Below are 26,410 nucleotides of genomic sequence, written 5' to 3'. Positions count from 1 at the left end.
GTCCTATGTGGTGGTGGCGTATTCGGGGGTCAGGACGCGCAGCTGACGCAATGTCCGTGAATTTCAACAATATGCCGCTCCGCCCGAAAGGCGTTTTGCGCGGTCAATGCGGTGAGTTTGGGGAGCAGGTCGCTGCCGTCATGTTCCTCGACCGAACCGCAGTCGTCGCAAATGGCCAGAACGGGCACGCTTTCGGCGTGATTGCAGCGGCAGGGGACGAAGGCTTTGAGAGATTCAAGACGGTGCGCGCGCCCTTGTTCGGTCAGGGCCGATAGTGTGCGGTAGACGGTTGGCGGCGCAATGTCTGGTTCGCTGGCTTGAAGACGTTCCAGAATTTGATAGGCCGTCATCGGCCTGTCGCATGATTGCAAGACACTCAGAACATCGGTTTGCCGTGCGGCCGCGCGTTTTCTCATGGGCTCATCTCCCTGTTTGCGGATTTATTATTTTATAAAGTAATAAACTGCAACAGAGCGATTTCAATGGGCATCTATCCGCCGTTGTCCCGCGTTAAATGGCAGTCGGCCCAACTCCAACGGAGATGGGCCGACATTTGTTTTTGTGTGTCGCTGTAGACGTTGAAAGCTGCCGAGAGCATTAAAATGCGCGCGCAACCTGATGATAATGCGCGGTTATTTCATTGATCCCGTTTCGACATAGCGTTGGTGCCAACTCAGCGCTTCGGAGAGGATATTGGGCGCATGTTGTCCGAAGGAGCTGTGCTGGGCGCGCGCAAAATAGTCGTGCAGGGCGTCGCGGTAGTCAGGGTGCGAACAGTTGTCGATGATCAATGCCGCCTTTTGTTTCGGCGCAAGGCCACGCAAATCCGCGAGCCCCTGTTCAGTGACAATCACCTGCACGTCTTGCGAGATATGATCGACGTGGCTTGCCATCGGAACAATGGCCGAAATCTTGCCTTTCTTGGCCGTTGAAGGCGTCATGAAGATCGACAGATAGGCATTTCGTGCAAAGTCACCCGACCCGCCGATCCCGTTTTGAATCCGTGAGCCCATGACGTGGGTGGAGTTTACATTGCCGAATATATCCGCCTCGATCAGCCCGTTCATGGCCACACAGCCAAGCCGGCGGATCAGTTCGGGATGGTTGGAAATTTCCTGCGGGCGCAGGATCAGCTTGTCACGGTAACGCTGCGCGTCGGCATTGAATTTGTGCGCCGCGTCAGGGCTCAGCGAAAAGGCGGTGGCTGAGGCCATACGCAGTTTGCCCGCGTCCAGAAGGTCCAACATGCCGTCCTGAATAACTTCGGTGAAGGCCGTCATGTTTTCAAAGGGGCTATCGAGAAGGCCAGACAGAACCGCGTTCGTCACGTTGCCCACGCCCGATTGCAGCGGCAACATAGAGGCAGGTAAGCGGCCGACTTTAACCTCGTGCTTGAGGAAGTCGAGCAAATGCCCCGCGATGGCTTCGGCGGTGTCATCAGGTTCGGCAAAGGGCGCATTGCGGTCGGGCGTATCCGTTTCAACAATCGCAACGATTTTGCTGGGGTCGACTTTGAAATGGGCTTGGCCGATGCGGTCATCGGGTTTGACCAGCGGGATCGGGACGCGGTTGGGCGGCAGGTCGGTGCCATAATAGATGTCGTGCATCCCGTCCAAGGCCTCGCTTTGCCAGCGGTTGACCTCCAGAATGATCTTGTCGGCCTGATCCAGCCACGTTTTGTTGTTGCCCACGGAGGAGGAGGGGATGAGGTCGCCCTCTGGGGTGAAGCCGGAAATTTCGATCACGGCGGTATCGAGATGGCCGAGAAACCCTTGCCATGCCAAGGGGGCGACTTGGCTCAGGTGCATGTCGAAATAATTCATCTCGCCCGCGTTGATCTTTTTGCGGGCAATCGGATCGGAGTTGTAGGGCAGGCGGAAATCAATGCCATCGGCCTTGGCCAATGCGCCGTCCAGCTCCGGTCCCGTGGACGCCCCCGACCAGATTTTCACCCGAAAGGGTTTCCCCTGCGCATGTTGCTGTTCGATCTGTGCGGCCAGTGCGAGCGGGACTTCCTTGGGGTAGCCCGAACCTGTGAAGCCACTCATCCCGACGACCGCGCCGTTGTGAATGAGAGAGGCTGCATCATCGGCACTCATAATCTTGGATGCGAGGGACTCTGGGGCGATGCGATTGGATCGCGTCATGGGAAACTCCATTTTGTCTAACGGCGCAATGCGAATGTGATTGGTAGGGGTTATGTGCAATATCGATGGACAATGCGTGTAACGATTTAGGCTATATCCCAATCTCTACCGTTCGGACCAGAGTGGCCCGAACGTAAAGACAGTCGTTATTCTAGCTTTGGTAGGTGTAGAACCCTTCGCCCGTGGCGCGGCCCAGTTTCCCTTTGTCGATGTAATGCTCCTTGATATAGGCGGCGAACTCTTTTTGTGTGTCGTCGCCCGTCATGGCCACGTTATAGGCCGTGTTCAGGCCAACCGTGTCGTAGATTTCAAACGGGCCTGCGGGGGCGCCAGTGCCGATTTTCCACGTCTTGTCGATATCCTCGGCGCTTGCAATGCCCTTGACCAAGAGGCCGGAGGCGGCGCGAAGGAACGGGACGAGCAGCGAATTGAGCACATAGCCGGGTTGTTCTTTTTTGACTTCAATTGGCACCATGCCGATCTCTTTGGCAAAGCCCACAATCTCGTCAAAGATGGCCGGATCGGTTTTCGCGTGTCCCATAACCTCGGCGGTGTTGTGCAGCCAGATGTTATTGGCAAAGTGCAACGCCAAGAAACGCTCTGGTCGCCCAGTTGCCGCGGCCATATCGGACGGGAGCAGGGTTGAGGAATTGGTGGCAAAAATCGTCTCGCTCGGGGCGACGCGGCCAAGCTCGGCATAGACCTTGTTCTTGAGGTCAAGGATTTCCGGAATGGCTTCGATCACCAGATCGGCCTGCTTCACCGCCTGTGCCAAGTCGGTGGCATAGCTGATGCGGGCAGTTGTTTCGGTAATCCTGTCCGCTGTCGCGTCGGGCAGATCATTGAGATAGGCCTGACCTAGTTTTTCCATCGTTTTGCGGGCTGAGGCGATCTTGTCATCGTCAATGTCGTAAGCGGTGATATCAAATCCGCTATAGGCTGTCTGAAAGGCGATTTGGGCGCCCAAAACGCCAGTGCCGAGTACCGTAACCTTACGAATAGACATGATTTTTCCTTTATGTGTTTATTGGGACCTCTTTATACCTAAGCCCTTTCAAACCCGCTTCAATTCCCCTCCGCCCTGCCAAAACGTCGCAGGATCGGACGTGCGCCTCGGTCTGCCTTGTCTGTGATGCAGCCCTACAGGAAAACCGTGGGCATCTCGGAAATCTGTCCCAGTTTGCTATTTGCAACGCAATCGCCTATTGCATGGACCTATAGCCAACATTGCAAGATTGCGTGCATCCTTCGAGGGCATCTTTACGGGTGCGTCGTATTTGGTCGCGCGGGGTGTCAAAGGATAACGCCCTTCCATCGTTGGCTACGATCATCGTCGAAAAAAATGCGATGACTTCAGGGGGAAAGCCCCCAGATTTGGACTACAATATGAACGAACTTACCTTTGGCGTCATTGGGACGTCCAAGAAGGAGGATGAACGGCGCGTGCCAATTCATCCCGATCACCTGCGCCGCCTGTCAGAAAACTGCCGTAAAAAGCTGATTTTTGAAGAGGGATATGGCGAGCCATTTGGTCTGTCAGATGCCGAGATTTCCGCTCAAACAGGCGGTGTCGCACCGCGCAGTGCGCTTTTGTCTGAAATTGGCAATGTTATCGTCGCCAAACCTACGTTGAGCGATCTGCAAGAGATCAAAGAGGGTGGCATCCTTTGGGGCTATCCCCATTGCGCCCAACAGCGCGCCATCACGCAGGTCGCGATTGACCGCAAGCTAACCCTGATTGCGTTTGAAGACATGTTCGTGTGGAGCCCCACGGGCCAAGTCGGACGGCACACGTTCTATAAGAACAACGAAATGGCGGGCTATTGCGCGATTTTGCATGCGCTGCGTCTCAGGGGCATTGATGGCCATTATGGCAATCAACGCAAGACCATTATCTTTAGCTTTGGCGCGGTCAGCCGCGGGGCGATTTATGCGCTCAAAGCTCACGGGTTTCGCGATATTACCATTTGTATTCAACGCCCTGACCATGAGGTGCGCGAGGAGGTTCTGGACTGTGAATATGTCCGCATTCGCGAAGGTGGCGCGGGAGAACCACGTATGCTGGTCGTCGAACATGACGGCTCCGAGCGCCCCCTGACGGACTTGATTTCCGAGGCGGATATTATCGTCAACGGCACCTATCAGGATACAGATCATCCGTTGGATTTCGTCATGGAAGATGAAAAATCCTGCCTGAAAGCCGGTGGTTTGATCGTGGATGTGAGTTGTGACGAGGGTATGGGCTTTTATTTTGCCAAGCCTACAACCTTTAAAGCGCCCATGTTTAAGGTCGGGAAAACAGACTATTATGCTGTCGACCACACGCCCAACTACCTGTGGGAAAGCGCGTCACGTTCAATCTCTGCGGCGCTCATTGTGTATCTGCAGACGATGATCGACGGGCGCAGCGCGTGGAGCGGAAACGAGACAATTCGCCGTGCGATGAATGTCGATGCGGGCGTCGTCGTGAAGCCGAGCGTTCTGTCCTTCCAAAACCGACAGTTGGACTACCCACACTTGCCACTTTAGTGATGAAATACTGCCCGCCAACGCACTATCATTAAGAGGCGTTGGTGGGGCGGATATGGCCTGCCGGCTCGTCGCAGGCCTTATTCGCACCGGATCTGTTTGCTCTTGCGGGGCGTTCCCCGTGCTTTGGGCTTTCCTGCTTTCACAACGCGATCAGACCCATTAGGCAGGGCTGTATTCGTTAGTCAGGAAAACATCATGGCGCAAAAAGCCACTATTTATAAAGTTGAACTGTCCGTCTCCGATATGGACCGTCACTATTACGAGACCCATAAACTGACCGTTGCCAAGCATCCGTCCGAGACGGATGAGCGGTTGATGGTGCGTCTGCTCGCCTTTGCGCTCAATGCTCATGAGCATCTGGAAATGACCAAGGGGCTGTCTACGGATGACGAGCCAGACATCTGGCAGAAAAGCCTGAGCGACGAGTTGGAGCTTTGGGTGGCCTTGGGGCAGCCGAGCGAGAAACTCGTGCGCCAGTCTTGTGGCAAGGCCAATGCGGTGGCTGTCTACAGCTACGGCGGCAAGACCGCCGAGATGTGGTGGGAGAAGATCAAGAACAGCACCACGCGGTTTGACAATCTTCAGGTCACAAATTTCTCACAGACCGACACAGAGGCCCTTGCGGCATTGGCGCACCGCTCGATGCAGTTGCAGGTCAATATTCAGGACGGCGACGTGATGGTCAGCGCGGGGGACGGCATCGTCTATGTGACCCCGATCACATGGAAAGAGGCTACGCGCTAAACGCCCGCTTTGTGCTGACGCAAGCCGCGCGGGACAAGGGCGAACAGCCGCGCGGCGCTTGCCCGAAAAAAGTTACGATCCCTGCGACGGAACCCTGAGCCGCATGCGTATAAAGACGAATACGCACAACAGGCAGATTTTCGTCATGATCCATATCCCAGCTAGATATGCCGCCACCGCAAGGGCACCCCGACACGTGCTTTTTGCCACGCGGCTTGGACGTTTGGACCGATGATCTGTTGCAACATATCATAAAATGACAGACGTTTCGCGGACCTGTCCTTCGGGACTGCGCGGCTACAGGAGCTAGGAAGAATTTGAAAAAGTTAATTGTCGTCATCCTTTCGGTGGGTGTTCTTGCGGGCGCTTACGTGATTGCATTTGGAGTGCCCGCTCAGGTCGCACAGATGTTGGGCAGCGCCTCTGAAGAGGCAGCCGCCACGCCGCGGGGTGGACCTGGCGGGGCAGGTGGTCCGCGCGGGCAGGGGCGTACGACAACTGTTGTTCTCGCGCCGCTTGAGGAACGCAATTACACGCTCGTTTTGCGCACTATCGGTGGCGCAGAGTCCCTGCGCAGCGCCGATGTCGTCGCAACGGAAACGGGAGAGGTCGTTGAATCGTTCTTGCGGGCCAACAAGATGGTCGAAAAGGGCGAGGTTCTTCTCCGCCTTGATGATCGGACCGAACGACTGTCGCTCGAGATTGCACAAGCCAACCGCGATCAGGCGCAGGCCACGGTCACGCGCTACGATGGGCTGCGCAAGAATGGCAACACCGTCGTCACGGATGTGGCCTATTCCGAGGCCGAAGTGGCGCTACGACTGGCCGAAGCAAATGTGGGTCTGGCCGAGGTTGCGTTTTCTGACCGGACCATTGTTGCGCCGATCTCGGGCCATCTCGGGTTGAGCGACGTGAATGTCGGTGACCGCCTGTCCAACGGCGACACCATTGTGACGATTGATGACTCAACAACACTTTTGGCGACCTTCGAGGTGCCAGAGCGCTCCATCGGCCTGTTGTCCGAGGGCAAGCCCGTGTTCGTGACAACCCCCACCTACACAGGTCGCGTGTTCGAAGGGAAGATCACCGCCTTCGACAGTCGCCTTGATAGCGTCACCCGCAGCGCCACGGTGCAGGCCGAGATCGACAATTCCGAGGGTGTGCTGCTGTCTGGCATGACCTTTGCGATCCGCATGACCGAAGAAACCGACCCCTTGCCCGTTGTGCCGTCCACCGCGATCACATGGGACCGCTCAGGCGCGGGGATCTGGGTGGCCGAGGAGGGGCGTGCGCGTCGTGTTCCCGTCACCATCCGCTACCGCGACGGCGATCAGGTCTGGATCGAAACGGAGGTTCCTGTGGGGACGCAAGTTGTGACCGAGGGCGCCGCAAAACTGCGGGATGGGGCGCAAGTCACCTCGGCAGATTCCAATGAGGGTCGTGGCGCATGAGTATCGAAAAGCGGGCGCACAAAGCCGGTTTCGCAGACACTTTTGTCGCGCGGCCGATCCTTGGCATTGTTCTGAACCTTCTTGTTATCATCGCGGGTCTGGCGGCGCTGACCAGTGTCGATATTCGCGAAATGCCCGACGTAGACCGCCCTGTGCTGTCCGTGCGGACCAACTATGACGGGGCTGTGCCCTCGACGGTGGACACGGAAGTGACCCAAGTCCTTGAGGATGCGCTCAGCGCTCTCGAAGGCATGTCCTATATCGAGTCGACCTCCAGCACGGGATCAAGCCGTATCACTATTGACCTGTCCGATGGCACCGATGTGGATGTGGCCGCTAACGAGGCGCGTGAAATTGTCTCCAACACCCTACGGGCCTTGCCCGACGATATTGACGACCCGAGCGTGAGCAAGGCCGATAGCAATGCCGACGCGATTATCCGTCTTGCCCTGTTGGGGGATGCCAGCTTTGACGAGTTGACCCAGATTGCCGAAGGCGCGGTTTACGAGCGCCTGTCCCTGATCGACGGGATTGCCGAAGTCACCGTGCGCGGCAACCGTGCCAACGAGTTCCGTGTGGCAGTAAACATGCCCTCGCTTCTCAGTCGTGGCCTGACCATTTTTGACGTCTCTTCGGCCTTGGCGCAGCTGCGCGATGATACCGCCTTGGGCTCTCTGTCCTCGGACTCACAAACCCTGTCTTTGCGGGTCGGGAACGAAGAGGTCACCGTTGACGCAATCAATCAACTGCCTATCAACGACACGACCCAAGTGGCCGATGTGGCTTTTGTCCAACTGATCCCCGAGGACGCGAGTGTCTACACCCGCGTGAACGGCGAGACGGCCGTGAGCCTTGATATTACCCGCCAATCCGTTGGCAACACGCTCGAAATCTCGCGCGATGTTGGCGTTGCTGTTGAAGAATTGCGCAGTCAGTTGCCGGAGGGTGTGCAGCTTTTGGTGACGTCGGATGACGGCATCTTTATCGAAGGGTCGATCAACGAGGTGGTGAAATCCATCCTGTTGGCCACCGTGATCGTGGTGGCGGTGATCTTTTTGTTCCTGCGCTCTCCACGTGCCACACTGATCCCTGCGGTCACGATCCCCGTGGCCTTGATCGGCACGCTTGCGGCGATCTGGATCACGGGCTTTTCCGTCAATACAATCAGCCTCTTGGCGCTTGTTCTTGCGACGGGGATGGTGGTGGATGACGCCATCGTGGTGATCGAGAATATCGTGCGTAAACGCAAGGAGGGCATGGGGGCCTTTGCCGCTGCCGCTGCGGGCACGAACGAGGTGTTTTTTGCCGTGATTTCCACCACGGCCACGCTTGCCGCTGTGTTTATCCCGATCTCCTTCCTCCCCGGTCAGGCGGGGGGCGTGTTCTCCGAATTCGGCTTTGTTCTGGCCTTCGCGGTCACTTTGTCGTCGATCACGGCGCTGACGCTCGCGCCTGTTCTGGCGGCTTTGCTCGATCCGGGAAAGACGCAGGCCGATAAAAAGGAGGCCAAACCAAGCGCCCTGTCACGGGCTTTTGACCGCGTGATGGATTTTGCCATCCGCACACCGCTTCTCGTCCTGTCCGTGGCGCTCGGCTTTGCCCTGATCGCAGGGGGCGCGGCGATGAAACTGCCCTCGACGGTGACACCCACCGAGGACCGTGGCTTCTTCCTCATCTTTGCGCGCGGTGCGTCGGACACGACCGTGGACTATCTCGACACACAAGTCATGCAGGTCGAGGAGATCCTTGATCCCTACATCGAAAACGGCCAGATCGCGGCGGTGCAAAGCATCATCGGTGTCGGCGGTGGCACCAGTGCCTTCATCGTTGTGCGTCTGCCCGATTGGGCCGAACGCGACTTTACCCAACAGGAGTTGATCTCCCAGATCAGCGGCCAACTGTCCTCCGTTCCAGGCATCCAGGTCAGCGCCCGTTCGACCAACAGCCTCAACATTCGCGGCGCGGGCAACGGACTTGGCTTTGCCATCACGGGCACGAACCTTGCCAATATGACCGAGGCGGGTGAAACCCTCGTCGCGGCCATGGCCCAAGACGACATTTTCCTCAACCCGCAACTGTCCAACGACAGCGTCGATGCGCAACTCGAAGTGACCGTCGACGCCGCTGCGGCACGCGATATGGGGCTCGACAGCTCGAACGTGACCAGTCTCGTGCGCGCCTTGGTGCAGGGTACTGTCGCGGTCAGCGTCTTTTCCGATGATGTCGAAGTGGACGTCAACGTGGTCCCCGGTGGTCCGCCCATTGACGACCCCTCCGATATTGCCTCCATGTCGATCCGTCTGGACAGCGGTGCCTATATCCCGCTCTCCGCCGTGGCCTCGCTCGAAACCGTGGTCAGCGATGCGCAAATCCTGCGCTTGGGCGGGGCAATGGCGGTGTCGATGCAGGCCAACCTCGGCGAAGGGGTCGATCTGTCAACCGCAATGAACCGCCTGTTGGAGATCGCGGAGGAGGTCTTGCCCGATGGTATGAGCATCACCTTCACCGGTGAGGCCGCGACCTTGGATGACACGGCGGCGGGCATGTATGCCGTCTTTGGCGTGGCGTTGCTCGTGGTTCTCTTGGTCCTTGCCGCGCAGTTCGAGAGCTTCGCCAGTGCGGTGGTCATCATGCTGACGGTGCCTTTCGGGCTTGCCGCTGCCCTCTTGGCGATTTCGATCACAGGCGGATCGCTCAACTACTATAGTCAGATCGGTCTTGTGATGCTGATCGGGGTGATGGCGAAAAACGGCATCCTGATTGTGGAGTTTGCCAACCAGTTGCGCGAGGCGGGCGAGGACATCGACACCGCCATCCGCAATGCCCTGCGTCTGCGTATCCGTCCCGTGATGATGACGATGGTCTCGACCGTCTTTGGCGGCTTGCCCTTGATCCTGACCTCTGGGGCAGGGGCCGAGGCTCGCATCGCTGTGGGCTGGGTGATCGTTGGCGGTCTCGGCTTTGCCACCGTGTTCACCCTGTTCCTCACGCCGATCTTCTACCGCTGGATCGCCGTGTGGGGCTCCGCACCTGGGGCCGCATCCAAGCGGCTCCACGCCGAGGTGACGGACCCCGCGGGGGCTTAACGGGCAACGATGTGTCAAAGGCCGCGAGCGTCGCGCTTAGCGGCCTTTGATCTCAATGGAGAAGGAGCGTCTTGCGCCAGAAGGTGGCGCGGGGAATGGGGCGGCGCGTTGCACGACTTTGAGCGCGGCGCGGTCCAGTTCTGCGGAGCCTGAGCTGCGGCTGAGAGAGACGGCTGCGAGGCCGCCGTTCGCGGCCACTTTAAAGGACACCACGGCCACGCCTTTCGTCGAGACACGCGGGCGCGACACCCGCGACAGTTTGCGCATGACCAATCCGGGATAGTTCGAGGCAGCGGCATTGCCGGTCTCTTTTGTTCTGCCACCCGAGCCTTTGGAGGCGGTCTTTGCCGCCTGTGTCCCGTCCGTCTGTCCCGCGCGGGCCGAGGTTTTCGCATTGCCGCGCGGGGCGGCTGTGGCCTTGGGTTCGGGTGGTGTTTTGACCGCCTTCTTCGGCGTCTTTTTCGCCACGGCCTTGGGTGCGGGACGCGGAGCGGGCATGTGCTTTTTGAGGGCTTGCGCCTCGGGGTCCGGCGTTGCCGTGATTGTCGTTGTGACGCTTTGCGGCGTCAGGGTCGCTGTGGTCTGTGGCGTAACCGTCGACACCGTCGCAGGTGGCGTGCTTGCGATCGGGGGGGCGGTGGTCGTGAGCGGCTCTGTGGGCGTGAGCGGCTTGGTGGGCATCCCCTCCGCAGGGGTCACAGGGGGCTGTTCCGGCGGCGTGATCGCGCGGTTCTCCGTGGGGGTGGCGCTGATCGTGCCCGCACTCATATCAGCAAAGGCCGTGCCGATCTGCGCCTCAAGCCCGCCCGTTTGGCCCTCCATCTCGACGGGGGCATGGGGCGGCATGAGCGCAATCGCGACGGCCCCGTGGATGCAAATGGCCGTGGTCGCGGCGACGAGTGTTATAGGGCGGAAGGTCTGTTTCATTGGGTGTCCCTTTTGGTCACAATCATCACCCGCTGCGCTCCGCCGTTTTTCAGCGCGGCACCGACCTCGATCAGGCGGGTGGCGGCAAGGTCGCGGTCGGGGACGATCTGGATCACATCGGAGGTCGGGCGGTCCTCTTGGGCGAGATAGGCGGCCACATCGGCCATCGGTCGCCCGCGAAAGCTCAACACGCCATCGGCTCCGATCACAAGCGCATCTGGCGGTGAGGCTGGGTCCAGATCAGCCGTGCGCACCAAGGTCAGGTCGCGGTCAAGCGGTTGGGCAATGGTGCCCGCCACGAGAAAGAAGATCAGCATTAAAAAGACCACATTGATCAGCGCAATCGTGGGCTCTGGTTTTTCACGGACACGACGGGTCATGACGTCCCCAAGATGACAGGTCGCACGCCTTCGACCTGCCTCATGGAGACAAGCGCATCGGTCAGGCGCTGCGCTGTGACCTCGCCCTTGAGCGCGAGGATGACGGTGACGGGGTCGTCTGATGCACGATCCGCCTGCAAGCGCAGAGGCAGGGTTTCAAGTGTTGTGGCGCGGGCGTTGACAAAGAGGGCGTCGGGCGTGAGTTGCACAAAGATAGGCGGGGTTTGCGACGCCTGCGTCGCTCCCGATGTGCCCGAGGACACCAATTCGACCTGCGAGAATTTCGAAAAGGTTGAGGTCAGCATAAAGAACAGCAGCAGCAAAAAGATGACGTCGATCAGCGAGGTCATCGATAGGCGTCTGCGGCGGCGCGCGCTACGCATTTCGGGGAGGCTCCGTGGGGGAGAGAACCGTGTGGATTGCCCGTTCGGCAAAGGTGCGTTCCTTATCCATACGGGTCTCAAACCAACTCAGCACAAGCGAGGTCGGCATGGCCACGGCCAGCCCGACGGCGGTGGTCAGAAGCGCGATCCAGATCCCGCCCGCGAGGATTGACGGATCCACATGCGATCCTGCGTCTTGCAGCGATTGAAAGGCAGAGATCATGCCGAGCACCGTGCCGAACAGGCCCAGAAGCGGGGCCATTTGCGCCACGCTATCCAGCAGACGGAACCCGCTTTCGAGGCGGGCGAAACGGGTTTCGGCCTCGGCGTTGAGGCGAGCGCTTTCGGTTTGGCCCGACATGGCGTGATCCAGAACATCGCGCAAATAGCTGCGCGAGCGGGACAGATGGGCGCGTGCGGCGTCGTGGTCGCCTGCATCCCATGCGGTGATGGCCGCACCAAGCTCTTTGTGGCTGCCGACACGAGCCTGTTTGAACTGCCACAGTTTGATCAGCACAACGGTGGTGGCCAAAATGGAGGCGGCGATCAGGATCAACACCACGGGACCGCCAAGGTCCGCAATCCGTGAAAGGGCGTCTAAAATCCGGTCGATCATCGTGTCACCTCTATATCCGTACGGCTCGACACCGTGAGGGCGGCGTCACAACTGGCGGGGGAGGCCTGAGCGCCGTCACAGGTCTGCACCCCGTTGAACAACAGCTTGCCGATCTGGTCGCACGGGGCGTTGGGCAGGGCAAACTGGCGCACGCGGGAGCGGCCCGAGGGCAGGGCGGAAAAGTCGAGCATCGTCATCAGCGACACCTGACCGGAGGTGTCGAACAGCACGGTTTCAAGAACGAGCGCATCGACATCATCGGGCAGGGTGCTCTGAGCGACAAAGGTCAGGCTGCACCCCGTTTCGGTCGGTGTGGCGGTGTTGAGTTCGAGGGCCAAGGTGGCGGACGGGTCTTGGGCGAGACTGGCTTGGCCGCTGGCCAAAATCAGCCCTAGCACAACAGGAAGGCGCACGACGTATCTCCTACATATTTGTGAGGTCTGTCTGGCGAAAAGCGGGTGCTTTTTTGCTGGATCAATGGCGGTGTTCGACCATATTTCGGGTGAATTGGCAATAGGTGACAAAAATAATAAGAAATATTTGCGCGATCCTGCGTGGGATGGATTGAATCCATACTATTTTTATCGGATACTGCGGGCATAAGCCATATCACCCTCGCGAAATGCGAGTCGCAGACAACTGTATGCAGGACAAAAATGGACAAACACGCACAGAAACAAAAATCACCTCGGGCCGGTGTCGACTGGGACGCTGCGACCGAAGCGCTCTCTTTGGCCTTTGAAAACGGCTGGCCGACATCGCGCTTGCTCGATCACTGGTTGGACGGGGACGCCACACAGCCAATGACGGGGAGAGAGCGATGACATCGACCGCAACATCCAAAGACGCCACGAAGGATATTCCCGAACATGTGGCCGAACGGCTCACCAATGCGGGCGGTCTGGCCCATATCGTTCATGAGGGGCAGGTCTATACCCTGCGGATCACCCGAATGAACAAACTGATCCTGACCAAGTAAATGAAAACGCGGCCCACATTGTGCGGGCCGCGTTTGTTTTGTGTCGTTTGGGCGGCGATGGCGTGAGGCTGACGCAGAGGCGTTAGCCATGCCCCGCCCGCAAAGCGGCTTGCGGGAGAATCCACGGGCGTCCTGTGGTCGGCGCGGTATTGGTACGCAGCGGACATCCGTAACAGGTCGAGAGGGCATGATCGGTCAGCACATCTTCGGGCGTCCCGCTGGCCCGCACATGTCCATCGCCCAAAAGCGTCACCTGATCGGCAAACATCGACGTGAGGTTGAGGTCGTGCATGATCGCTATCACGCCGCCACCCGCCTCGGCATAGTCCCGCGCAAGGTGCATGATCATCAACTGATGACCGATATCGAGCGCCGAGACAGGTTCATCAAGGAACAAAAAGCGCGGTTGTCCCTCGAACGCAGGCTCCCAGATTTGCACCAGAACGCGCGCCAATTGGGCGCGTTGCCGCTCGCCGCCTGACAGTTCTTGCACAAGCCGCCCGCCATAGCCCTCCAAACCGACCCGTGCCAGAGCTTGGGCAGGGCGGCGGTCGCGCTCTTCGGGCGTGTCACCGTTCAGCCCCGCAACCAGTCCGAGGCGCACCAGTTCAAGGACGGTAAAGGGAAAGGCAATATTCGCCGCTTGGGGGAGAACCGCGCGACGGGCCGCGAGGTCAAGCGGGGAGAGCCTGTCGAGAGGCTTGCCGCCAAAGGTGATCTCGCCCCGATAGCTCTGCTCGCCCGTCAAGGCACGCAACAGCGTGGTCTTGCCCGAGCCGTTGGGCCCGACAATCGCGGTGAGTTGCCCTGCCTGCGCTTGGAAATTCACCCCGTCGAGGATGGTCTTGCGCCCGAGGTCGACGCAGATATCCGTGCCACTGATCATGTTCAGGCCTCCAGAAGAGAACGGTTTTTGAGAAGGATCCAAAGGAAGAACGGCCCGCCAAGACAGGCGGTGACGATCCCGATGGGGAGTTCGGCAGGGGCGACCACAACGCGGCTCACCATATCGGCAAGCAGAACCACCACCGCGCCAAGAAGGGCGGCATTGGGCAAAAGGTTGCGGTGTTCCGGCCCTTGCAAGAGGCGCAGCAGATGCGGGACGACGATGCCCACAAAGCCGATCCCGCCCGTGATCGCCACGGAAGCCCCCACTGAGGCGGCGACGGAAATGATGGCGATCCGCTTCATCTTCTGGGTGTCGATGCCCATGTGGTGCGCCACAGGTTCGCCAAGGGCAAGCGCGTCGAGACTGCGGGCCAGAAATGGCGCGGTAAAGAGCGTGAGCGCAATGATCGGCCCCGCGATCATGATCTTGTGCCATGTCGCCCCTGCGACCGATCCCATGCCCCAAAAGGTCAGATCACGCAATTGGCTGTCGTCCGCTTTGTAGACAATCAGTCCTGTGAGCGCCCCCGTGAGTGCGCCCATTGCGATCCCTGCGAGCAGCATAGTGGCGACCGATGTCTGGCCGCCGCGTGTGGCGATGCGGTAGAGAATGAGGGTGGAGGCCCACCCGCCTAGAAAGGCCGCGAAGGGCACGAGATAGATGCTTGTCATGGAGGCCACAGCAGCGGGCAGAAATCCCCCCAAGACGATGGCGGCCACGGCACCGAACCCCGCGCCCGCGCTGACGCCGACCAGTCCCGGATCAGCGAGCGGGTTGCGAAACAGGCCCTGCATGACCGCGCCCGACACCGCGAGGGCGGCGCCGACGAGGGTCGCGGTCAGCACGCGCGGCATACGGATGTCCCACACGATGGTCATATCGCGCAGCGAGGCCTCGCTCCATCCCAGACCCGCCGCCAAAGCGCCGAGAACATCGGTGTCTCCCGCAGCGCCCCATCCCAACCCGAGCAGGATGGCGAGCGCGAGCCCTGCGATCAGGACCACGCGCACAAGGGCGGCGCGGGCGCGACGGTCGCCCTCTTGGATCGGATGGGTCTGGGACAGGTGATGCAGGGCAACCATGATCAATTCCCGACCGCAGCGATCAGATCGTCACGCAGATTAGAGACCAACTGTGCCGTGCGCGGGCCAAAGCCCAAGGCCGCAGGATCGACAAGCACGAAGGCCTCGTTTTGTCCCGCAGGGGTTTGGGCGATGGCATGGAGCGCAAGGGTATCCTCGCGGCGCACGTCATGTTCGTCCTCGCCTGTCGGGGCCAACATCACGATCACATCGGGGGCGGCGGCGATGATGGCCTCGTCGGAGGCGATTTTGTAGCCGTCAAACTCTGAGGCAAAGACGTTCTCGGCCCCTGCCAGTTCAAAGACTCCATTGGCGCCCGTGCCGCCACCTGACACGTTCAGGCGTCCGCCTTGGTTGGACAGAATGAACATGGCACGGGGCTTTGGTCCCGTATCGACGCGGGCCGCGAGGGCTGCGAACTCCGCTTCGATACTGGCGACCAAAGCATCCGTTTTATCCTTCACCGCGAGGGCGTCGCCAATCGTGCGCACGGCTTGCGACACGGACTCGGCGGTAAAGGCATCCTTGACCTCGACCATCGGAACAGAGGCGGTGCGCAACTGGTCCAGCACTTCGGGCGGTCCCGCCGTGTCACGGGTGATGATCAGATCGGGACCAAGGGACAGCACCCCCTCGGCGGAGAGTTGGCGCATATAGCCCACATCGGGCAGGGCGTTCACCTCCTCGGGGTAAAGCGACGTAGTGTCCCGCGCCACCACACGGTCGCCTTCGCCCAAGGCAAAGACGGTCTCGGTGACGGGGCCGCCGATGGTGATGATGCTGTGCGCCTTAGGGTAGCTTTCTGCCGCAAGGCTCAGCGGGGCGCAGGCCAGCGCCGCAGCGAGAATGAGTGGTCTCATGCAACCTCCTCCTGAAGCGAGGGCAGGGCGTCCAGAATTCTGTGCCATGTGTCGAGCGTGTCATCGTCGTTTTCGCGCTGTCCGAAGCATTGGAAGATCAACCCGCCCTCGACATCGAAGGCCTCGATGGAAATGGCCGCGCCGCGTTTGGTGGGTTTGTCCACGACATAGACCTCCGCGATGTGATCCGTGCGCAGGTGCAGGTTGAAACTCGGGTCGAGCACATTGAGCCACGGTCCCATCGTCTTGATGGTGTCGAGCGTGCCCCAATGGATCTGGATATTGCCGCGATTGCCGACAAACAGGATGACCTTCTGACGCTTTTGGCTGACGCTTTCCATCCACTGCGTGATCGCCGTGGGCTCAATGCGACGCACAAAGGGCGAGCCTGCAAGGCGGTAGGCCCCGAGACGGTTCATGCCGAGCTTGGATGTGAACAGGTTGAACTGGTGCGTGTCGGTCATTCGTTTCCACTTTTCGACCAAAACATCGCGTTTGGACGCATCCATTTTCGCCCGCTCGGTCGGCATCCGCGGCTCGACCGTGATGCTGTCGGACTGGTCGTCGATTTTTAGCGCCTCAACGAGAGGGGCCCATGCGTCGTGATTGGAAGTCTCGCGCAAGAATATCTTTTGCAGCGCATCGCCTGCCGCATCAAAGAACTGAAGCGTGCGGCGCACACCCGCATCGGTTTGCGTTTCGATGGCGAAGCCATAGGTCCAATGCTTAGGGAAAATGCGTGTGTCGATGTCAGGGCCAAGCACCATCGCGGCATGTTTGCCAGACTGGTATTTCTCAAAGGTGCCGACGCGCTCATGCACACAGCTTTGGTTGCGGGTCAGGGCCATGACCTCGCCCAATGCGGTGATTTTGGGCATGACGTCATCGGGATGGGCGCCAATGCGGGTGGCCCCGTGACCGACATGAGCGGCGACAAGTTCGGCTTCCGAGATGCCAAGCTGATCGGCCAGATCGCGGTCGCGTTTCTTCGGATCAGCCAGTTTCGCGGCGCGGATCTCTTGGGGGGAAAGGGTCTGTGTCATAAATATCTCCGTGGGTTGGTGCGGCGCAGGCTCGAAGGGACAGCTTCTCCTGCGCCGCAAACGCGATTGCGTTCAGAACGTTTTCGCGATTGTGAGTTTGAGGTTGCGGCCCGATGCGTTGCGCGTGCTGAGATAGGGGCGATAGGTCTCGTCGGTGAGGTTCTCGATCGTCGCGCGGAATTCCACACCTTCGGCCCAACCGCTGTTGGGTTTGTAGGCGGCGGACAGCGCGAGGGTGGTGTAGGCGTCTGATGGCACCGTGCCGGGGTAGTAGGCGGCATTGGTGTCAGGCGTACGGGTTTGCGCCCATGCATGCTTGGCCTCAACCGACAGGTCGAATTGCTCGTCCCAGAAGGTTTTGCCCAAGGTCAGTTGAACACTATCGGCGGGAGCCCATTTGTAATCGTCATCCGTGCCGTTGATCGTACCGCGCATCATTGCGGCGTTGAAATCGGCGTAGAAGGCGGGATGCACATAGGAGAGTTCAAGCTCTACCCCTTCGAGATCGGTGGTCGAAACACCCGAATAGGTGGTCCCGTCCCAGATGTGGGTCTTGAACCCCGTCAGCTTGGCCTGAAGGTGGTCGCCTTGGGTAAAGGCATCGAGCGTATCATAGGAGAAGCCAAGCTCGATGGTGCGGCCTTTCTCCGAGGTTTCGCGCACTGTCGGCACGCGCAGATCGTCGAGGATCGGCAGGTTTTCGTTATAGGCGAGCGTGCCGAAGACTGCGAAATCGGATGTGACGGCGTAACGGGCCGAAAGCGCGCCTGTGAAGGCACTCGAGCTAAAGCTCGTCCCATCGGCCACAGCGGGCAGGGTGGAGAAGCTCACATAGTCAAAGTCATTGCCTTGGGAGGTCAGGGTCTGATGCTCGAAGCGCAACTGTGGCGTCAGGGTCAACTTGTCGCCCACCTCCATCTTGTCGGCGACATAGACCGAGATGCTTCTGTCGGTGCCGCCCGGTGCGGAGCCGTCATTGAGACCCGCGTAGGGGCCTGCGAGTTGCGACGACTTGCGGGTGCGCTCGCTGGCCTCGATCCCTGCGGTCAGGGTGTGGTCAACGATCCCAGTGGAGAAGAGCGCCTCGTTCTCGATCCGCAGCGCGATGGTGGAGGTGTCGTGATCGGCGTTGTAGATCGTGTTCGTTCCCGCACCGGCGACCTGTTGGATGAACATCTTTTCCTGTTTGTAGGTCAGGCGGGCCTCAAGGTTGATGAGGTCGTTGTCGACGGGGTTGTAACGGTAGGACAGGTAGCTCGTGCGATCCTCGGTGTTGCGGTCCACAAGCGCATCACTCCAGCTCGGGAGATAGGCGTTATAGGGCACGTCGAACTCGGGGATCTTGTTGTAGGCGTAGCCAAAGGTAAATGTGCTGTCTTCGGTCGGGCGGTAGGTCGCTTTGAGCAGGGCGGAGGGTTGGTCAAACCCCGTTGCGGCCTGAACCGTGCCGTCGCCATCTTTCCTGTCGCCCACAGTGCGGTAGCCCGCAAAGGCCAGAAGGTCGAATTTGTCGTCGGGAGCAAAGGCAAGGATGGTCGTCGCGGTGTAGCCATCGCCATTGCTTTCATAGCCGAGTTTCTGGCGCAGCGCGAAGGTATCGCCATCCTCAAGGAAGTCAGCGGCCTCTTTGGTCTGGGCCTCGACGGTGCCGCCGATCGCGCCGGAGGTATAGCGGAAGCTCTCCGCAGGGCCGCGTGTCACGGTCACATTGCGGAACAGTTCGGGCTCAAGGGCAAACATCGACCCGTTGCGGTAGATTTCCTCCGCGCCGCTTGTGACGCCATCAATCACCACGGCGATTTTACCGTCTGTCCCGTAGGTGCCCGATTGTGTGCCAAGCCCGCGGATCGAGATCGCCGCCCCTTGGGGCGAGCCGCCATTTACCAAGGCGACGTTTGGAATACTGTCGAGCAGTTCGGTCATCGAGGAGGCCTGACGGGCATCCAGCTCGTCTTGGTCAATGACCGTGGTGGATTTGGCAGTGTCCGTTTGCAGGCTGCGTTGGCTCTCGCCAAGTTCGATGGTTCCCAAAAGCAGGTCTTGTGCGGAAAGGTGGGCGGGCAATACGGCGCAAATCGCCGCTCCCGCCAAAAGGTGAGCGCGTGTTTTCATGGTGTCCCCAAAGGTCGTCAGTGCGTGTCTCTAGCTGGCTACCGTGGGGGGTGCTTGCTCATTCGGTCGTGCTGATAACTTGCCTTAGTATTTTTGTAAAGTATTAAGAGTCACGTTGAGAGATGTTCCTGACTTTGCGGTTGGAGAGGGCAGGAAGGCGCGGTTTTGCGTGGGGGACGCGGTTGAGTGGGGGCGAAAAAGGTCCGACAAAAGTCCGACGGATGCCCGACAGCTATCCGACCGTCCTTGAATGCCTCAAAAGAGCAGGGCGCGGGGACGCAGATATGGGCAAATTTTGCGCGTGCAGGCGGGCGGATTTGCGTTGCCCCCGTCCGCATTCGCTTCCCCTGCGTCAGCCTGTCGCATGTTTTTTGAGCGTTGAACGTCAGGGTGGCGAAAAATTAGGCAGTGCGCCCAATCTTCATGCTGCAATCCCTGTGATCGCTTCCCCTGTGGCCGCCGTTGTTCAAGGCTCTGATGGCCCGATACGGGCACTTCAATGCCACGCGAGGGTGCAATCCTGGCAGATAACGACCCTCGCATGGCCGCAACATAGAGCTGCGTATTTTTGATAGCATTGTGATCGGGCCTTGCCCAGTGATGCAGTCGGGGGCGCAGCGAACTTTAGGGGGCTTTCCTTTGACTATTCGTACCACTTTGCTGTCCACACTGAGCGTGAGCGTACTGTCCGTAGCAGGCTCCGCCGCCTTTGCCGATTGCGCCGAACCCATCAAAATCGGTGTGCTTCATTCGCTGTCTGGCACAATGGCAATTTCCGAGACCACACTCAAAGACACGATGTTGATGCTGATCGACCAACAAAACGCCAAGGGCGGCGTTCTGGGCTGTGAGTTGGAAGCCGTCGTCGTTGATCCCGCATCCGATTGGCCGCTGTTCGCGGAAAAAGCCCGTGAATTGCTGACCGTGCATGAGGTTGATGTCATCTTTGGCAACTGGACCTCCGTGTCGCGTAAATCCGTTCTTCCCGTGATCGAAGAGCTGAACGGCTTGCTGTTCTACCCCGTGCAATACGAGGGCGAAGAAAGCTCCAAGAACGTCTTCTACACAGGTGCCGCGCCGAACCAACAGGCCATCCCTGCAACCGACTATTTCCTTGACGAACTGGGCGTCGAGAAATTCGCGCTGCTCGGAACGGACTATGTCTATCCGCGCACCACGAACAACATCCTTGAAAGCTATCTCAAGAGCAAAGGCATTGCCGAAGAAGATATCTTTGTGAACTACACCCCCTTCGGTCATTCCGACTGGGCCACCATCGTGGGGGATGTCGTTGCCTTGGGCGAAGATGGCAAGCAGGTCGGTGTGATCTCCACCATCAACGGTGACGCCAATATCGGTTTCTACAAAGAGCTTGCTGCGGCAGGGATCTCCGCTGATGATATCCCCGTTGTTGCCTTCTCTGTGGGTGAGGAAGAACTGTCCGGTCTGGACACATCCAACCTCGTCGGTCACTTGGCCGCGTGGAACTATTTTCAGTCGGCAGACACCCCCGCCAATGCGGAATTCATCAAAGCATGGAAAGCCTATGCGGGTGAAGAGCGCGTGACCAACGACCCGATGGAGGCCCATTATATCGGCTTCAACATGTGGGTAAACGCGGCTGAAGCCGCAGGGACCACTGACGTCGATGCTGTGCGCACCGCGATGTACGGCCAAGAGTTCCCGAACCTGACGGGCGGCACTGCCGTGATGTTGCCGAACCACCATTTGGCCAAGCCTGTTCTCATCGGTGAAATCACCGCAGATGGCCAGTTCGACATCATCAGCCAGACCACTGAAGTTCCTGGCGATGCATGGACTGACTTCCTGCCAGCCTCTGCGGTCCTGAAGTCGGATTGGAAAGACCTTGGTTGCGGGATGTATAACACCGAGACCGAGACCTGCGTTCAGTTGACGTCAAACTACTAAACGCCTGACAGGCGCAGGGGCTATCCTTGCCTGCGCCTGTCATTCTCCAAATTGAAAGCCCATCATGCGTAACATTGTTCTGACTGTGATCCTCTTGGTGTGCAGCCTGTCTGGCGCCTATGCCCAAACGCTCCAGCCGATCTTGCAAGATCATGCCGCCGAAATCGCAAAGCCATCACGCACCTCTATTGGCGAAACTCTGGATGACATTGCGGCCTCAGGTCTGCCGCAAGCCACGGATTTCCTTGAGCAATGGTCAGATAAGAATATCTGGCAAAATGCCGATGGCAGTTTCTTTATCGGGTCTTTGAGCGGCGATAGCGTGGTGTTGCGCGACATTGATACGGGCGCAGAGATCACCGTGCCAAAGGGCGATGTGACACAGTTGAAACCCAATGGCGGGGTGCGTCGGTTGATCGGCACCGCCTTGGTACAATTCCAGTTGTTGGACCCCGATTTGAGCCGCCGCGAAACCGCCGTGGCCTCCATCGCACGGCGTCCCGAGGCCGCACAACTCGCGCCGCTTCTGGCCTCTATCGACGGGGAAGTTGATCCCGCTCTCAAAGCCCGCAAGGTCCAACTCGCCAACTTCCTCTCCGCACGCTTCGCCGCCGATCCTGCCGACCGGATTGCCGCAATCAACAGCCTGTCGTCGGATACCTCGGTTGAGGCCCGTGCGGTGCTGAACCAGATTTTGAGCAAGTCCACGGGCGTGGCGACAAGTATGCCCGAGGGCAATGTCGCGGCGATCCTTGATCCGCTGGTCGCGCCCGAGCAATCATACGAGGCCCTTGTCGACGCGGGTCTGGCCGCGCCACGACAAACGCCAGCTGATATAAAAGCCGCACTTGAGGCCAATATCAAAGAGGGCCGCATTGGCGGCTTCCCCTTGGCGCAGATGGATGATCCCGCCACCCGCGAGGCCGCCTATACCGTCTTGGCAAGCGAAGGTCTCGTGCCTGTGTTGATCACAGAAGAGGTGCGTGACGCGGTTCTAAAAACACATGTTTTCTATGAGGTATACGATGAAGCGAATGTCGGCATAACCAATGCAGCATTGGCGGCGCAGGCGGATGTCGATATTCGCGTGGCGACAGCACAGGTGGCGGATTTGACGCTTGATGCCTTGTCTCTGGCGTCGATCTTTTTCCTTGCGGCCATCGGGCTTGCCATCACCTTCGGCGTTATGGGCGTGATCAACATGGCCCATGGCGAGTTTATCATGATGGGCGCCTACACGGGGTATGTTGTGCAACAGATCATCCCCAATTACACCGTGTCGATCTTTGTCGCACTGCCCTTGGCCTTTGCTGTGACTTTCGGCGCGGGGGTGGTGATGGAGCGCTTGGTGATCCGTCGGCTTTACCATCGCCCACTTGAGACGCTTTTGGCGACCTTCGGGATTTCGATTGCGCTGCAACAGGTGGCCAAGAACATCTTTGGCACACAGGCCCGTCCGCTGACCTCTCCCGATTGGTTGGCAGGGGCATGGGTGCTCAATGATGTGATCCAGATCAGCTACATCCGTATCGCCATCTTTGTCATGGCGCTGATGTTCTTGGGGCTGATCCTCTTTATCCTGAAGCGCACCCGACTTGGCCTTGAGGTCCGCGCTGTCACGCAAAACCCAGGCATGGCCTCCTCAATGGGGATCAACCCCGACCGCATCAATATGATGACCTTTGGCTTGGGCTCAGGCATCGCAGGGATCGCAGGCGTGGCCATCGGGCTCTATGCCAAGGTCACATCGGAAATGGGGTCCGACTATATCGTGCAGAGCTTTATGACCGTGGTCGTTGGCGGCGTGGGCAATGTCTGGGGCACTTTGGCAGGGGCGGCGATGATCGGCTTTGGCCAAAAGGGCATCGAATGGCTGAACCCGTCCAATACCTTGGCCGCGCAAACCTACATGATCCTGTTCGTCATCTTGTTCATTCAATTCCGACCCAAGGGCATCGTCGCCCTCAAAGGTCGCGCAGCAGGAGAATGACCATGAAACGGTCCTTTATCGCGCAAAACCCCTCCGTCTTGTGGTTCCTCTTGGCCCTGTCGGTGTTTACCATCGGTGTCACGATCCTGAGCGAAGCCGCAGGGCTCGATCTGATTTCCACCTCCTTTCTCAAAACGCTGGGCAAGACGCTTTGCCTGTGCCTCGTCGCCGTGGCGATGGATGTGGTCTGGGGATATTGCGGCATCCTGAGCCTTGGCCATTTCGCGTTTTTCGGGATCGGCGGCTACGCAATTGGCATGTGGTTGATGTATGCCCGCACCAAGGACATCGTGATCTCTTCGTTCGACAACAACGTGCTGCCCGCAACGCCCGACGAGATCACTCATGCGATCGGGTCACAGATTTTCGGTGTGGTCGGCAGTGCCGATTTCCCGTTGATCTGGGCGTTCTCGCACTCACTGACATTGCAACTCATGGCCGTTGTTTTGGTGCCGGGGGTGTTGGCCTTGGTCTTTGGCTGGCTTGCCTTTCGTAGCCGCGTGGCAGGGGTCTATCTGTCGATCCTGACCCAAGCCATGACCTTGGCGCTGTCGCTCTATTTCTTTCAAAACGATACGGGTCTGCGCGGCAACAACGGCCTGTCGGGTCTGCAAAACATCCCCGGTCTTGAGGCCGTCTCGCAGGCGACAGTCTCGCTTTGGTTCTTCTGGGCCTCTGCGGGCGCACTTGGCGCGGGATATGTCCTGTTCGCATGGATGGTTTCGGGCAAATTCGGTTCGGTCATTCGCGCCATTCGCGACAATGAGGCGCGGGTGAGGTTCATGGGCTATCACGTTGAAAGTTATAAACTCTTCATCTTCACTGTCACAGCAATGATCGCAGGTGTCGCGGGGGCGCTCTACTACCCGCAGGCAGGCATCATCAACCCCGCCGAGATCGCACCTATTGCTTCGATCTATCTGGCGGTCTGGGTGGCCATTGGCGGGCGTGGACGGCTCTACGGCGCGGTGATCGGCGCGGCTGTGGTCTCGCTTATGTCCTCATGGTTCACGGGTGGCAGCGCCCCCGATATCAACCTCGGCGTCTATGTCGTAAAATGGACCGACTGGTGGTTGGTCTTACTGGGGTTGAGCTTTGTCTGTGTTACGCTGTTCTTCCCTAAAGGCATCGGCGGGCTGTTCGATCTGATCTCAAACCGCAAAGGAGACCGCGCATGAGTACGCTGCTGGAAGTGTCGGGCGTCAGTGTCAGCTTTGACGGATTTCGCGCCATCAATAACCTGTCGATCCAGATCGGTGAGCCGGAGTTGCGGGCCATTATCGGACCCAACGGCGCGGGCAAAACCACCTTTATGGATATTGTTACGGGCAAGACTAAACCCGATGAGGGCTACGTTATCTGGGGCGAGAAATCCGTTTCCTTGCTTGATATGAATGAAAGCCAGATTGCGCAGGCGGGGATTGGTCGCAAATTCCAAAAACCCACAGTCTTTGAGGCGCAAACCGTGCGTGAAAACATCGCAATGGCGCTTAAAAATCCGCGCCGTCCGTTTGATCTGCTGTTTGGCCGCGCGGCCAGTGATACCGAGGACCGTGTGCGCGGTGTGAGTGACGAGATCGGCCTCACAGACGCCTTGGATCAAATTTCTGGCACGCTCAGCCACGGGCAAAAGCAGTGGTTGGAGATCGGCATGTTGCTCGCCCAAGACCCGCGTTTGTTACTGGTCGATGAACCCGCGGCGGGCATGTCGCTGACCGAGCGCGAACACACCACGGAGCTGTTGGTGCGTGCCGCCAAAACCCGCGCCGTGGTGGTCGTCGAGCATGACATGGATTTCGTACGCCGCCTGAACTGCAAGGTCACAGTGCTGCACCAAGGGTCGGTTTTGGCCGAGGGCTCATTGGATCATGTCACAAAAAACCAAGACGTTGTTGACGTCTATCTGGGGCGCTAAGTTATGTTGGATATTCAAAACCTCACGCTGAAATATGGCCAGAGTCAAATCCTGAACGGGGTGTCTTTGACCGCGCGGGCGGGCGAGGTCACGGCGGTGATGGGCACCAACGGTGTGGGAAAAACAAGCCTGCTCAAAGCCATTGCGGGCCGTCACCCCTATGCTGATGGCGAGATCGTTCTGGACGGAGCGACGATCAGCCATTTGAGCGCCTTTGACGCCGCCAAAGCGGGGATCGCCTATGTGCCGCAGGGCCGCGAGGTGTTTCCACTGATGACCGTGGTGGAAAATTTGCAGACGGGATTTGCCTGTCTTGATCGGGCCGATCACGTCATACCCGACCACATCTATGATCTGTTCCCCGTGTTGCACGATATGGCTGACAGGCGTGGCGGTGATCTGTCGGGCGGACAGCAGCAACAGCTTGCCATCGCCCGCGCCCTGATCACGCGGCCCAAGGTGTTATTGCTCGACGAGCCGACCGAGGGCATTCAGCCCAACATCATTCAGCAGATCGGTGATGTGATCCGCATTCTGTGCGATCAGGGGGAGATGGCGATTGTTCTGGTCGAGCAGTTCTTTGATTTTGCCTTCGAGCTTGGCGACGAGTTCACGGTGATGAAGCGCGGCGAAGTGTCGTTCAACCGCCGCGCCGACGATCTGGACCGTCAAATGCTCTATGACAACGTGATGGTGTAGCGGCGCGATGCTCTAGCGGGTAGGGGCGTCGAAGCCGCCAATGCCAGTCAGCAGTGCGAGCACATCTTGCGCCCCCGTGCCGTTGCGCAGGCTTGTAAACACGAACGGTTTGTCGCCGCGCATCCGCGCCGCATCGCGCTCCATGACCTCAAGCGAGGCGCCGACGTGGGGCGCCAGATCGGTTTTGTTGATCACCAGAATGTCCGACTTGGTGATTGCAGGCCCGCCTTTGCGCGGGATTTCCTCGCCTGCGGCCACGTCAATCACGTAGACGGTGACATCGGCCAGTTCGGGACTAAAGGTCGCCGACAGGTTGTCGCCGCCGCTCTCGATCAGGACAATCTCGACCTCGGGGTGACGGGTGCGCATCTGGGCGATGGCCGACAGGTTGATCGAGGCATCTTCGCGGATCGCGGTGTGCGGGCAGCCGCCCGTTTCAACGCCGATCACGCGGTCTTGCGGCAGGATTTGCATCCGCATCAGCGCCTCGGCGTCCTCTTGGGTGTAGATGTCATTGGTGATGACCCCGATGGAGATTTGCGGGTGCAACAGCTTTGCAAGGGCGGCGGTCAGGGTGGTTTTTCCTGCCCCGACGGGGCCGCCGATCCCGATCCGTAAAGGTCCGTTTTGAGACGTCATGGCTAGT

25 protein-coding genes are annotated in these 26,410 nt (G+C 59.1%); 11 read left to right on the top strand and 14 right to left on the bottom strand.

The genetic code is table 11. The features are described 5' to 3' along the window. Positions 1-29: 29 nt before the first annotated feature. The 3 genes from ACN0TS_RS08730 to ACN0TS_RS08720 form a co-directional block, all read right to left on the bottom strand. Entirely contained in the window at positions 30-416 is a 387-nt protein-coding gene (locus ACN0TS_RS08730) for a Fur family transcriptional regulator (protein ID WP_417258965.1), read from the bottom strand. 216 nt (positions 417-632) lie between these two features. Continuing rightward, positions 633-2,147 (bottom strand): acetyl-CoA hydrolase/transferase family protein, encoded by a 1,515-nt coding sequence (locus ACN0TS_RS08725; protein ID WP_417258964.1) that lies wholly within the window; start codon positions 2,145-2,147, stop codon positions 633-635. A 151-nt stretch (positions 2,148-2,298) separates the two neighbouring features. Then, the gene (locus ACN0TS_RS08720; RefSeq protein WP_417258963.1) at positions 2,299-3,153 is read right to left on the bottom strand and encodes a 3-hydroxyacyl-CoA dehydrogenase; all 855 of its coding nucleotides are present in this window, start codon (positions 3,151-3,153) and stop codon (positions 2,299-2,301) included. Between the two features lie 380 nt (positions 3,154-3,533). Here ACN0TS_RS08720 and ACN0TS_RS08715 point away from each other — a divergent pair, with 380 nt between their 5' ends. From ACN0TS_RS08715 to ACN0TS_RS08700, 4 genes are all read left to right on the top strand, one after another. Then, entirely contained in the window at positions 3,534-4,676 is a 1,143-nt protein-coding gene (locus tag ACN0TS_RS08715) for a N(5)-(carboxyethyl)ornithine synthase (RefSeq protein WP_417258962.1), read from the top strand. 198 nt (positions 4,677-4,874) lie between these two features. After that, positions 4,875-5,423, top strand: a complete 549-nt coding sequence (locus ACN0TS_RS08710; protein ID WP_417258961.1) for a YaeQ family protein — start codon at positions 4,875-4,877, stop codon at positions 5,421-5,423. Positions 5,424-5,740: 317 nt separating this feature from the next. Beyond that, positions 5,741-6,874 (top strand): efflux RND transporter periplasmic adaptor subunit, encoded by a 1,134-nt coding sequence (locus ACN0TS_RS08705; protein WP_417258960.1) that lies wholly within the window; start codon positions 5,741-5,743, stop codon positions 6,872-6,874. Continuing rightward, positions 6,871-9,960, top strand: a complete 3,090-nt coding sequence (locus tag ACN0TS_RS08700) for an efflux RND transporter permease subunit (protein WP_417258959.1) — start codon at positions 6,871-6,873, stop codon at positions 9,958-9,960. Before ACN0TS_RS08705 ends, ACN0TS_RS08700 begins: the two co-directional genes overlap by 4 nt. Before the next feature lie 36 nt (positions 9,961-9,996). Here ACN0TS_RS08700 and ACN0TS_RS08695 read toward each other — a convergent pair whose 3' ends face one another. Genes ACN0TS_RS08695 through ACN0TS_RS08675 form a run of 5 tightly spaced genes read right to left on the bottom strand, consistent with a single transcriptional unit; the run spans position 9,997 to position 12,679 of the window. Further along, positions 9,997-10,887, bottom strand: a complete 891-nt coding sequence (locus tag ACN0TS_RS08695) for a TonB family protein (protein ID WP_417258958.1) — start codon at positions 10,885-10,887, stop codon at positions 9,997-9,999. Continuing rightward, entirely contained in the window at positions 10,884-11,267 is a 384-nt protein-coding gene (locus ACN0TS_RS08690) for an ExbD/TolR family protein (RefSeq protein ID WP_417258957.1), read from the bottom strand. Before ACN0TS_RS08690 ends, ACN0TS_RS08695 begins: the two co-directional genes overlap by 4 nt. Beyond that, positions 11,264-11,650, bottom strand: coding sequence for an ExbD/TolR family protein (locus ACN0TS_RS08685; RefSeq protein WP_417258956.1), 387 nt, complete (start codon positions 11,648-11,650; stop codon positions 11,264-11,266). The genes ACN0TS_RS08690 and ACN0TS_RS08685 overlap by 4 nt, the downstream gene beginning before the upstream one ends. Then, positions 11,643-12,266, bottom strand: coding sequence for a MotA/TolQ/ExbB proton channel family protein (locus tag ACN0TS_RS08680; protein WP_417258955.1), 624 nt, complete (start codon positions 12,264-12,266; stop codon positions 11,643-11,645). Before ACN0TS_RS08680 ends, ACN0TS_RS08685 begins: the two co-directional genes overlap by 8 nt. Beyond that, positions 12,263-12,679, bottom strand: a complete 417-nt coding sequence (locus tag ACN0TS_RS08675; protein ID WP_417258954.1) for a hypothetical protein — start codon at positions 12,677-12,679, stop codon at positions 12,263-12,265. The genes ACN0TS_RS08680 and ACN0TS_RS08675 overlap by 4 nt, the downstream gene beginning before the upstream one ends. A gap of 243 nt (positions 12,680-12,922) precedes the next feature. Between ACN0TS_RS08675 and ACN0TS_RS08670 the strand changes: the two genes are divergently transcribed. Continuing rightward, a complete protein-coding gene (locus tag ACN0TS_RS08670; protein ID WP_417258953.1) occupies positions 12,923-13,090 on the top strand; it encodes a hypothetical protein in 168 nt (55 codons plus the stop codon). Then, positions 13,087-13,245 (top strand): hemin uptake protein HemP, encoded by a 159-nt coding sequence (locus tag ACN0TS_RS08665; protein ID WP_417258952.1) that lies wholly within the window; start codon positions 13,087-13,089, stop codon positions 13,243-13,245. The genes ACN0TS_RS08670 and ACN0TS_RS08665 overlap by 4 nt, the downstream gene beginning before the upstream one ends. 82 nt (positions 13,246-13,327) lie before the next feature. On the opposite strand, the gene ACN0TS_RS08660 is transcribed toward ACN0TS_RS08665, so the two are convergent. From ACN0TS_RS08660 to ACN0TS_RS08640, 5 genes are all read right to left on the bottom strand, one after another. Continuing rightward, complete coding sequence (locus ACN0TS_RS08660; RefSeq protein WP_417258951.1) at positions 13,328-14,131, bottom strand: heme ABC transporter ATP-binding protein; 804 nt, start codon at positions 14,129-14,131, stop codon at positions 13,328-13,330. 2 nt (positions 14,132-14,133) lie between these two features. Then, the gene (locus tag ACN0TS_RS08655; RefSeq protein WP_417258950.1) at positions 14,134-15,216 is read right to left on the bottom strand and encodes a FecCD family ABC transporter permease; all 1,083 of its coding nucleotides are present in this window, start codon (positions 15,214-15,216) and stop codon (positions 14,134-14,136) included. Positions 15,217-15,218: 2 nt separating this feature from the next. Beyond that, positions 15,219-16,076 carry a heme/hemin ABC transporter substrate-binding protein gene (locus tag ACN0TS_RS08650; RefSeq protein WP_417258949.1) on the bottom strand — a complete coding sequence of 286 codons (858 nt, stop codon included), beginning with the start codon at positions 16,074-16,076 and terminating at the stop codon, positions 15,219-15,221. Continuing rightward, positions 16,073-17,119: a hemin-degrading factor gene (locus ACN0TS_RS08645; RefSeq protein ID WP_417258948.1), complete on the bottom strand. Its 1,047-nt coding sequence runs from the start codon at positions 17,117-17,119 to the stop codon at positions 16,073-16,075. Before ACN0TS_RS08645 ends, ACN0TS_RS08650 begins: the two co-directional genes overlap by 4 nt. A gap of 72 nt (positions 17,120-17,191) precedes the next feature. Continuing rightward, the gene (locus ACN0TS_RS08640) at positions 17,192-19,231 is read right to left on the bottom strand and encodes a TonB-dependent receptor domain-containing protein (protein WP_417258947.1); all 2,040 of its coding nucleotides are present in this window, start codon (positions 19,229-19,231) and stop codon (positions 17,192-17,194) included. 600 nt (positions 19,232-19,831) lie between these two features. On the opposite strand from ACN0TS_RS08640, the gene urtA reads away from it, so the two are divergent. From urtA to urtE, 5 genes are all read left to right on the top strand, one after another. Next, positions 19,832-21,160 carry an urea ABC transporter substrate-binding protein gene (gene urtA, locus ACN0TS_RS08635; RefSeq protein ID WP_417259089.1) on the top strand — a complete coding sequence of 443 codons (1,329 nt, stop codon included), beginning with the start codon at positions 19,832-19,834 and terminating at the stop codon, positions 21,158-21,160. Between the two features lie 64 nt (positions 21,161-21,224). Next, positions 21,225-23,150, top strand: coding sequence for an urea ABC transporter permease subunit UrtB (urtB, locus tag ACN0TS_RS08630; RefSeq protein ID WP_417258946.1), 1,926 nt, complete (start codon positions 21,225-21,227; stop codon positions 23,148-23,150). 2 nt (positions 23,151-23,152) lie between these two features. Then, the gene (gene urtC / locus ACN0TS_RS08625) at positions 23,153-24,328 is read left to right on the top strand and encodes an urea ABC transporter permease subunit UrtC (RefSeq protein WP_417258945.1); all 1,176 of its coding nucleotides are present in this window, start codon (positions 23,153-23,155) and stop codon (positions 24,326-24,328) included. Beyond that, positions 24,325-25,065 (top strand): urea ABC transporter ATP-binding protein UrtD, encoded by a 741-nt coding sequence (urtD, locus tag ACN0TS_RS08620; protein WP_417258944.1) that lies wholly within the window; start codon positions 24,325-24,327, stop codon positions 25,063-25,065. Before urtC ends, urtD begins: the two co-directional genes overlap by 4 nt. 3 nt (positions 25,066-25,068) lie before the next feature. Beyond that, on the top strand, positions 25,069-25,764 hold the full coding sequence (gene urtE, locus ACN0TS_RS08615) for an urea ABC transporter ATP-binding subunit UrtE (protein WP_417258943.1): 696 nt from the start codon (positions 25,069-25,071) through the stop codon (positions 25,762-25,764). A gap of 12 nt (positions 25,765-25,776) precedes the next feature. Here urtE and ureG read toward each other — a convergent pair whose 3' ends face one another. Next, positions 25,777-26,403 (bottom strand): urease accessory protein UreG, encoded by a 627-nt coding sequence (gene ureG, locus ACN0TS_RS08610; RefSeq protein ID WP_417258942.1) that lies wholly within the window; start codon positions 26,401-26,403, stop codon positions 25,777-25,779. Between the last annotated feature and the right edge of the window lie 7 nt (positions 26,404-26,410).

The sequence above is a fragment of the Celeribacter sp. genome (assembly GCF_048266405.1).
Lineage (GTDB): Bacteria > Pseudomonadota > Alphaproteobacteria > Rhodobacterales > Rhodobacteraceae > Celeribacter.
This window is presented reverse-complemented; position numbering and strand designations above follow the sequence as displayed.

Coding starts and splice junctions, on each gene's coding strand:
- urtB (WP_417258946.1), top strand. CDS start 21,225: ATGCGTAACATTGTTCTGACTGTGATCCTCTTGGTGTGCAGCCTGTCT.
- ACN0TS_RS08725 (WP_417258964.1), bottom strand. CDS start 2,147: ATGACGCGATCCAATCGCATCGCCCCAGAGTCCCTCGCATCCAAGATT.
- ACN0TS_RS08650 (WP_417258949.1), bottom strand. CDS start 16,076: ATGAGACCACTCATTCTCGCTGCGGCGCTGGCCTGCGCCCCGCTGAGC.
- ureG (WP_417258942.1), bottom strand. CDS start 26,403: ATGACGTCTCAAAACGGACCTTTACGGATCGGGATCGGCGGCCCCGTC.
- urtE (WP_417258943.1), top strand. CDS start 25,069: ATGTTGGATATTCAAAACCTCACGCTGAAATATGGCCAGAGTCAAATC.
- urtA (WP_417259089.1), top strand. CDS start 19,832: ATGCAGTCGGGGGCGCAGCGAACTTTAGGGGGCTTTCCTTTGACTATT.
- ACN0TS_RS08645 (WP_417258948.1), bottom strand. CDS start 17,119: ATGACACAGACCCTTTCCCCCCAAGAGATCCGCGCCGCGAAACTGGCT.
- ACN0TS_RS08660 (WP_417258951.1), bottom strand. CDS start 14,131: ATGATCAGTGGCACGGATATCTGCGTCGACCTCGGGCGCAAGACCATC.
- ACN0TS_RS08710 (WP_417258961.1), top strand. CDS start 4,875: ATGGCGCAAAAAGCCACTATTTATAAAGTTGAACTGTCCGTCTCCGAT.
- ACN0TS_RS08665 (WP_417258952.1), top strand. CDS start 13,087: ATGACATCGACCGCAACATCCAAAGACGCCACGAAGGATATTCCCGAA.
- ACN0TS_RS08720 (WP_417258963.1), bottom strand. CDS start 3,153: ATGTCTATTCGTAAGGTTACGGTACTCGGCACTGGCGTTTTGGGCGCC.
- urtC (WP_417258945.1), top strand. CDS start 23,153: ATGAAACGGTCCTTTATCGCGCAAAACCCCTCCGTCTTGTGGTTCCTC.
- ACN0TS_RS08655 (WP_417258950.1), bottom strand. CDS start 15,216: ATGGTTGCCCTGCATCACCTGTCCCAGACCCATCCGATCCAAGAGGGC.
- ACN0TS_RS08640 (WP_417258947.1), bottom strand. CDS start 19,231: ATGAAAACACGCGCTCACCTTTTGGCGGGAGCGGCGATTTGCGCCGTA.
- ACN0TS_RS08730 (WP_417258965.1), bottom strand. CDS start 416: ATGAGAAAACGCGCGGCCGCACGGCAAACCGATGTTCTGAGTGTCTTG.
- urtD (WP_417258944.1), top strand. CDS start 24,325: ATGAGTACGCTGCTGGAAGTGTCGGGCGTCAGTGTCAGCTTTGACGGA.
- ACN0TS_RS08690 (WP_417258957.1), bottom strand. CDS start 11,267: ATGACCCGTCGTGTCCGTGAAAAACCAGAGCCCACGATTGCGCTGATC.
- ACN0TS_RS08680 (WP_417258955.1), bottom strand. CDS start 12,266: ATGATCGACCGGATTTTAGACGCCCTTTCACGGATTGCGGACCTTGGC.
- ACN0TS_RS08670 (WP_417258953.1), top strand. CDS start 12,923: ATGGACAAACACGCACAGAAACAAAAATCACCTCGGGCCGGTGTCGAC.
- ACN0TS_RS08695 (WP_417258958.1), bottom strand. CDS start 10,887: ATGAAACAGACCTTCCGCCCTATAACACTCGTCGCCGCGACCACGGCC.
- ACN0TS_RS08715 (WP_417258962.1), top strand. CDS start 3,534: ATGAACGAACTTACCTTTGGCGTCATTGGGACGTCCAAGAAGGAGGAT.
- ACN0TS_RS08700 (WP_417258959.1), top strand. CDS start 6,871: ATGAGTATCGAAAAGCGGGCGCACAAAGCCGGTTTCGCAGACACTTTT.
- ACN0TS_RS08685 (WP_417258956.1), bottom strand. CDS start 11,650: ATGCGTAGCGCGCGCCGCCGCAGACGCCTATCGATGACCTCGCTGATC.